This is a genomic window from Arthrobacter sp. 8AJ (genome assembly GCF_902506025.1).
GTDB lineage: Bacteria > Actinomycetota > Actinomycetes > Actinomycetales > Micrococcaceae > Arthrobacter.
In genome coordinates this window covers 4,084,806-4,091,071 of the sequence record NZ_LR733289.1, presented here as the reverse complement: position 1 = coordinate 4,091,071, position 6,266 = coordinate 4,084,806, and the positions used below count along the sequence as shown (strand labels likewise).

The window sequence follows — 6,266 nt, the reverse complement described above, 5'->3', positions numbered from 1 at the left end:
GGGCAGGGGGAGGGGGCGTGGAAGCCACGAGCGATGAACCTCTCCTGCGGCGGCGCAACTTCAGGAGGGCGAAGACAGTCCTGCCAACCCACATGAAGGCGGCGCCGAGAATCAGAAAGACGGCCTCAACTGTGTTCACGGCTGTTACTTCGGGGAACTTCGGATTGCACCAGCGCCAGCGTGAGCGGGGGCTGAAGATCAATGCTGGTACTCATGGGGGCCTGGCTCTTGATGGCGGCCGATCAGCTGACTGCATAGCCCGGTACCTCAAGTTTCCGCTGATCAGGCAGGTGAGGCAAGGGCTCCTGGGAGGGTGCATACTTTGGAGATGAAATTCAGCACTACCCTCCGGGGGAGCGGCAACAAGGTGGGCATCGAGGTTCCCGAGGACATTGTTCGGGCGCTTGATGCAGGAAAGCGGCCGCCCGTGGTCGTGACTGTAAACGGAAAGAGTTACCGCAGTACTGTCGCCGTGATGGGCGGGCTCAACATGATCGGGCTCAGCGCGGCCAACCGGGAGCTTACCGGTACCTCTGCCGGGGACGTCGTGGAGGTGGACCTGGAGCTGGACACCCAGCCGCGGAGCGTCGACATTCCGCCAGACCTTGCTGCCGCCTTGGATGCCGACCCCGAGGCGAAAGCTTTCTACCAGACCCTGAGCTACAGCAGCCAGCGCCGCTACGTGGAACCGATTGCCGCGTCCAAGACCGCAGACACGCGGTCACGCCGGATCGTGAAGGTTTTAAGCGACCTAAAGGCCGGCAGAAAGTAGGACCATAAGGTTCGACGCCGCTAAATGCAGCGAGACGAACTTCCAGCGCCGGCGGGTCTTACTGGGAATGTTGCGGGTGCCGGAGGCCGCAGGACAGCCGCGCAGTGGCGGAGTGCCCCGGACCCCCCGGCATCCCTCGTCTCCTCCTACGCCTTCACATAGCCGTTGGGGTTCAGCACGAACTTTGTTGCGGCTCCAGCGTCAAATTCGGCGTAGCCGCGCGGAGCATCTTCGAGCGGGATGGCCTTGGCGTTGACGGCCTTTGCGATCTGGACCTTGTCATGCAGGATGGCCATCATCAGTTGACGGTTGTACTTCATCACCGGGCATTGGCCTGTCGTGAAGGACAAGGACTTCGCCCAACCGGTGCCCAGGGAGAGCGAGAGGGAGCCGTGCTTGGCTGCTTCATCAATTCCACCGGGATCTCCGGTGACGTAGAGGCCGGGAATGCCAAGGGCACCGCCGGCGGCCGTGATGTCCATAAGGGAATTCAGGACCGTGGCAGGCGCCTCGTGGGAGGCATCCTTTCCGTGGCCGCGGGCTTCGAAGCCGACGGCGTCCACGCCACAGTCCACCTCGGGAACTCCCAGGATCTGTTCAATCTGGTCCTTCGGGTCGCCCTTCGTCACGTTGACGGTTTCGCAGCCGAACGACCTAGCCTGCGCCAGGCGGTCTTCATTCATGTCGCCCACAATCACGACGGCGGCGCCAAGCAACTGCGCGCCTACGGCCGCAGCAAGGCCCACCGGTCCGGCGCCTGCCACGTAAACGGTGGAGCCAACACCGACGCCGGCGGTCACGGCCCCGTGAAAGCCCGTGGGGAAGATGTCCGAGAGCATGGTCAGGTCCAGGATCTTTTCCAGGGCCTGGTCCCGGTCCGGGAAGCGCAGCAGGTTCCAGTCGGCGTAGGGGACCAGCACATACTCGGCCTGTCCGCCCACCCAGCCTCCCATGTCGACGTAGCCGTAGGCGCTGCCCGGGCGGTCCGGGTTGACGTTCAGGCAGATGCCGGTCTTTCGCTCCTTGCAGTTTCGGCAGCGGCCGCAGGAGATATTGAACGGCACGGAGACAATGTCGCCCACTTTGATGAATTCGACGTCGGGCCCCACCTCCACCACCTCGCCGGTGATTTCGTGGCCAAGGACCAGGTTCTGCGGAGCGGTGGTGCGCCCCCGGACCATGTGCTGGTCCGAGCCGCAAATGTTGGTGGTCACCGTGCGGAGAATCGCGCCATGGGGTACCTTGCGGCCAACGTTAGCCGGGTTGACGCCCGGGCCGTCCTTGAGTTCGAACGTCGGATAGTCCGTGTCGATGATTTCGACGACGCCGGGTTCCTTGTAGGCAACTGCTCTGTTTCCTGACATGGCCACTTCCTTATCGGTAGGTGTTGCGGAGCGTGTGGAGAAGCCCGGGATATCCGGTCATGGACGGCGAACTCCATGTTGCGCGGGTCTGCGATGGAGAAAAGTGCTTTCCCGGGGATAGCCGCGGATCGCGGGGGAAGGCGGAGCAGGGTGCTCGCAATCACCAACCCCTTTAGAGATATATTCCGACTTCGTTGACTGATATACCAGGGCTGGGTTCAGCGTATAGGGGGTATTACAGCAGGTCAACAGGGTTTTAATACCTTTGCTGCACCATCCTGCACCAGCCGGCGTCGAGTCTTTCCGTGCAATGCGGCGTCACAGGTCGTCTTCCGGGCGGGCGGCGAGGATCCGCTTGGCGTTGGTTTGCAGGATGCTGAGTGACTCCTGGATCAGGGGGGATCCGATGCTTCCCCGGCGAGCGACAGCTACAATCCGCCGGACGGGCCGCCCTTTGCCGGTTATGCGCAGCCGCACGACGTTTTCTGCGCTATGGAGAGGCGCCAGTCGTGGCAGCAGGCCCACGCCCAGCCCCGCACCGACGAAGGCGATCTGGGTCTCCCACTCCACAGCCTCGTGTGCAATCCGCGGGGTTACCCCCACTGCGGTGAACGCGGCGGTGAAAAGGGCGTGGTACGTGGAACCGGCGGCTTCGGTGATCCAGGGTTCCGAGGCCAGCTCTTCAAGCGTCACCGTTTCCCGCGATGCCAACGGATGGTCGGACGGAATGATCACGTCAAGGGGGTCATCGAGCAAAACAGTCTGCTCGAAGCGCAAATCATCGTCACTATAGGTGTTGGACTGCATCGCGACGATGACCGCAAGATCGATCCGCTCGGCCACCAGCAAATCGAAGCAGCGGGCCGGATTGGCCTCGAGTACCTGCACCTCCAGCTGGGGGCGCGTGGAGCGGAGGGTGGCGGCCAAAGGGGCCAGCAACTGGGCGGCAGCCGTAGAAAATCCACCGAGGCCGAAACGCGACTGCACTTGGTCGCCGGCCTCCATTGCCGCCGCGCGCAGGCTCTCCCAATCCGCGATGAGGGTGTCCGAACCCGCCACGATGAAGCGGCCTGTGGCGGTCAGCCGGACACCCCGACCGTCCTTCGTCAGCAGCTGCAGACCGAGCACGCGCTGGAGCTCACGCAGTTGCGCTGAGACTGCGGAAGGAGAGTACCCCGTAAGCTCCGCGGTTCCGCTGACGGTGCCGCATCTGGCGAATACGCGAAGCGTTATGAGCCTTGGATCGATCATGCATATATTGTGCACGGTTATCCGCTGATTCTTGCGCTTTTGTTGCAGACCCGGCAGCCCTAATGTGACTACAACGACTTTTGGCAACGGGCTGCGGAAACGCAACCCTCGTCTTCGCAAACCAGCACACTGACCCACGCTTCTCGGGAGAAAAACCATGACTGCTCCAGTGCACCAGCCCCTCAACGCACGCGGAAAACTCGCTTCATCCTTGCCTGCAGAGCAGCTGGCGGAGATCACCGAGTTGTTTGCGTTCCGCCGCACGGGATATTCACTCGACGCCCCTTTCTACACAGACCCCACGATTTTCAAAATCGACATGGAAGCCATCTTTGGCCAGCACTGGATCTTTGCCGGCAGCGTTGCCGAGCTGCCCGAGCCAGGCGATTACATCACGGTCGACTACGGCCCCTACTCCCTGATCGTGCTGCGAAACGACGACGGCGGCGTCAACGTCCTGCACAACGTGTGCCGGCACCGCGGGGCCCGCGTCCTTACCGAAGCCACCGGGTCCACCGGCAACCTGGTCTGCGGCTACCACTCCTGGACCTACTCCCCTGAGGGCAACCTGATCCACGCCTCCGCTCCCGGCGAGGCCAAGTTTGACAAGAACTGCTTCGCCCTCAAGCGGGCCCACAGCCGCGAGGTGGCCGGACTCATTTTCGTCTGCATCGCTGACGAGCCGCCCACAGACTTCGATGAAACCTCAAAAATCTTTGAGCCTTACCTCGCACCCCACGACCTGTCGAAGACGAAAATTGCCTACCAGCAGAACATCATCGAAGAGGGCAACTGGAAGCTCGTCATGGAGAACAACCGTGAGTGCTACCACTGCGACGGACACCCGGAACTGGCCTGCTCGCTCTTTCCCACGTGGGGCCTGACCGAGGGCCTGATCCCGGCCCACCTCGAAGAGGTCTGGGACCGCAACAAGGAAGCCCAGTCCTCCCTCGAGGAGCGGTGCCGCCGCTACGGCCTGCCCTACGAGGTGGTTGAGGAACTCGATACCCGCATTGCCGGTATCCGCATATCCCGCGAATCCCTGGATGGGGAAGGCGAATCGTTCTCGGCCGACGGCCGCCGGCTCTCCAAGAAGCTCCTCGGCGACCTGCCGGACTTCCGCCTGGGCCGCTGCTCCATGCACCTGCAGCCCAACAGCTGGTTCCACTTCCTGGGCGACCACGTCATCACGTTCGGCGTCTTCCCCATCAACGAGCACCAATCACTGGTACGCACCACCTGGCTGGTAGCGGACGACGCCGAAGAAGGCGTCGATTACGACCTGGACAAGCTCACCTACACCTGGAAGCAAACAAACCTGCAGGACAAGGCGTTCGTTGAGCTCTGCCAGCAGGGTGCCGGCAGCCCCGCCTACCAGCCCGGCCCCTACATGAAGAGCGAATACCAGGTAGAGGCATTCATCAACTGGTACGTACAGCGTGTGCAGGAGCACCTGGCATGACGGAACTCCTCACCGAGACGGTAATCCAGGAGCCACAGCGCATCCGCGGCCTGGAAATGCCGTGGAACAGGGTCATGGGCAGCGCAGAGGCCCCGGCCCGCGCTGCCCGGGCCCTGGATCCCTGGCATCCGCAGGAGTTCATGGCGGAGTGCGTCGAGACCATCCCCGAGGCCGGCGGCATGATGACGTTCGTGTTCCGCCGCTGCGACGGTGCGCCCCTGGCGTTCCGCGCGGGCCAGTACGTCAACATTGCCTTCCCGGTGAACGGTGAGGAGCACGAGCCCGTGGACCGCAGCTACTCGCTGTCCAGTTCGCCCACGGAACCGTGGACCTTCAGCGTCACCGTCAAGCGCGACCCGGGCGGACTGGTGTCGCCGTGGGTGCACGACAATGTCAGGCCCGGCACCGTCCTGGACATGCTGGGACCCGTGGGGGCCTTCCACCTGCCCGATGCCGACCGGCGCGCACGCTACCTTTTCCTGGCCGCGGGCGCGGGCATTACCCCCATCATGTCGATGCTGCGGACCATCCACTCGCTGCCCGGGACCGCCAACGTGGTGGTGCTCTACCACGGTGCGGAAGCCGGCGGCTTCGCATTCGACCGGGAGCTGGCCTACATCGCTTCCGTTGACTCGCGCGTCAAGGTCTTTTACGCCCTGGGCGACCGCGGCAGGCCTGAGGAGTGGGAGGGCTTCAGCGGACGGCTGAGCTCGGCAATGATCGAGGAGGTGGCCCCCGACGCCAACGGCCGGCAGGTCTACGCCTGCGGCCCCGAGGGTTACCTGAACACCGCTACTGAACTGCTCAAGAAGGTCGGCGTCGACGACACCTCGATCTACATGGAGTTCTTCTCCGGAGATCGCAAAACCCTCCTTGAATACCAGGCAGAGATCGCGCTGGCATCGGACATCGCGGAGGAAATTGCCGAGGAAATCGCAGACTCGGCAGAGGACTACTACGAAAGCCAGCCCGCCGCGTTCGGGCTATACGAACCCGGCTATGACGCTGACGGTACCTTGAAGGCATCAGGGCTGCCGCTGGAAATTGTCGAACCGGAGGCACCCTCGACCGAAGCCGCCAAGGGTGGTTCGGAGGCGGATCCCGCAGCCCCGTCCCCTGATGCGTCAACCTTTGACACCGTGGGAACGGGAAGCCTCACCCTCTCCTTCATGCGCACCGGCATCAATGTGCGGATCGACCCCGAAGAACACATCCTCGGTGCCGCCCAACGCGCGGGCGTGCGGATCGGTGCCAACTGCAAGGAAGGAATGTGCGGCTCCTGCAAGGTAGTCAAGCTTTCGGGTGAGGTCGAAATGAACCACCAGGGCGGAATACGGAAGCGGGAAATCGATGCAGGCAAGTTCTTGCCCTGCTGTTCCACCGCCCAGACGGATCTGGTGATCGATGCCTAGCTGAA

At 63.0% G+C, this 6,266-nt stretch carries 5 protein-coding genes; 3 read left to right on the top strand and 2 right to left on the bottom strand.

From position 1 onward, the window contains the following. Window positions 1–328 precede the first annotated feature (328 nt). Entirely contained in the window at window positions 329–772 is a 444-nt protein-coding gene (locus tag BACI349Y_RS19025; protein ID WP_159634537.1) for a YdeI/OmpD-associated family protein, read from the top strand. A gap of 146 nt (window positions 773–918) precedes the next feature. On the opposite strand, the gene fdhA is transcribed toward BACI349Y_RS19025, so the two are convergent. Next, window positions 919–2,136, bottom strand: a complete 1,218-nt coding sequence (gene fdhA, locus BACI349Y_RS19020) for a formaldehyde dehydrogenase, glutathione-independent (protein WP_159634534.1) — start codon at window positions 2,134–2,136, stop codon at window positions 919–921. Window positions 2,137–2,454: 318 nt separating this feature from the next. Then, window positions 2,455–3,387 carry a LysR family transcriptional regulator gene (locus BACI349Y_RS19015; RefSeq protein ID WP_159634531.1) on the bottom strand — a complete coding sequence of 311 codons (933 nt, stop codon included), beginning with the start codon at window positions 3,385–3,387 and terminating at the stop codon, window positions 2,455–2,457. A gap of 157 nt (window positions 3,388–3,544) precedes the next feature. On the opposite strand from BACI349Y_RS19015, the gene BACI349Y_RS19010 reads away from it, so the two are divergent. Continuing rightward, window positions 3,545–4,849 (top strand): aromatic ring-hydroxylating oxygenase subunit alpha, encoded by a 1,305-nt coding sequence (locus tag BACI349Y_RS19010; RefSeq protein ID WP_159634528.1) that lies wholly within the window; start codon window positions 3,545–3,547, stop codon window positions 4,847–4,849. Next, window positions 4,846–6,261 (top strand): ferredoxin reductase, encoded by a 1,416-nt coding sequence (locus BACI349Y_RS19005; protein WP_159634525.1) that lies wholly within the window; start codon window positions 4,846–4,848, stop codon window positions 6,259–6,261. Before BACI349Y_RS19010 ends, BACI349Y_RS19005 begins: the two co-directional genes overlap by 4 nt. Window positions 6,262–6,266: the final 5 nt, after the last annotated feature.

Excerpts from the sequence above, each read along its gene's own strand:
- BACI349Y_RS19025 (WP_159634537.1), top strand. The coding sequence starts at position 329 with ATGAAATTCAGCACTACCCTCCGGGGGAGCGGCAACAAGGTGGGCATC.
- BACI349Y_RS19015 (WP_159634531.1), bottom strand. The coding sequence starts at position 3,387 with ATGATCGATCCAAGGCTCATAACGCTTCGCGTATTCGCCAGATGCGGC.
- BACI349Y_RS19005 (WP_159634525.1), top strand. The coding sequence starts at position 4,846 with ATGACGGAACTCCTCACCGAGACGGTAATCCAGGAGCCACAGCGCATC.
- fdhA (WP_159634534.1), bottom strand. The coding sequence starts at position 2,136 with ATGTCAGGAAACAGAGCAGTTGCCTACAAGGAACCCGGCGTCGTCGAA.
- BACI349Y_RS19010 (WP_159634528.1), top strand. The coding sequence starts at position 3,545 with ATGACTGCTCCAGTGCACCAGCCCCTCAACGCACGCGGAAAACTCGCT.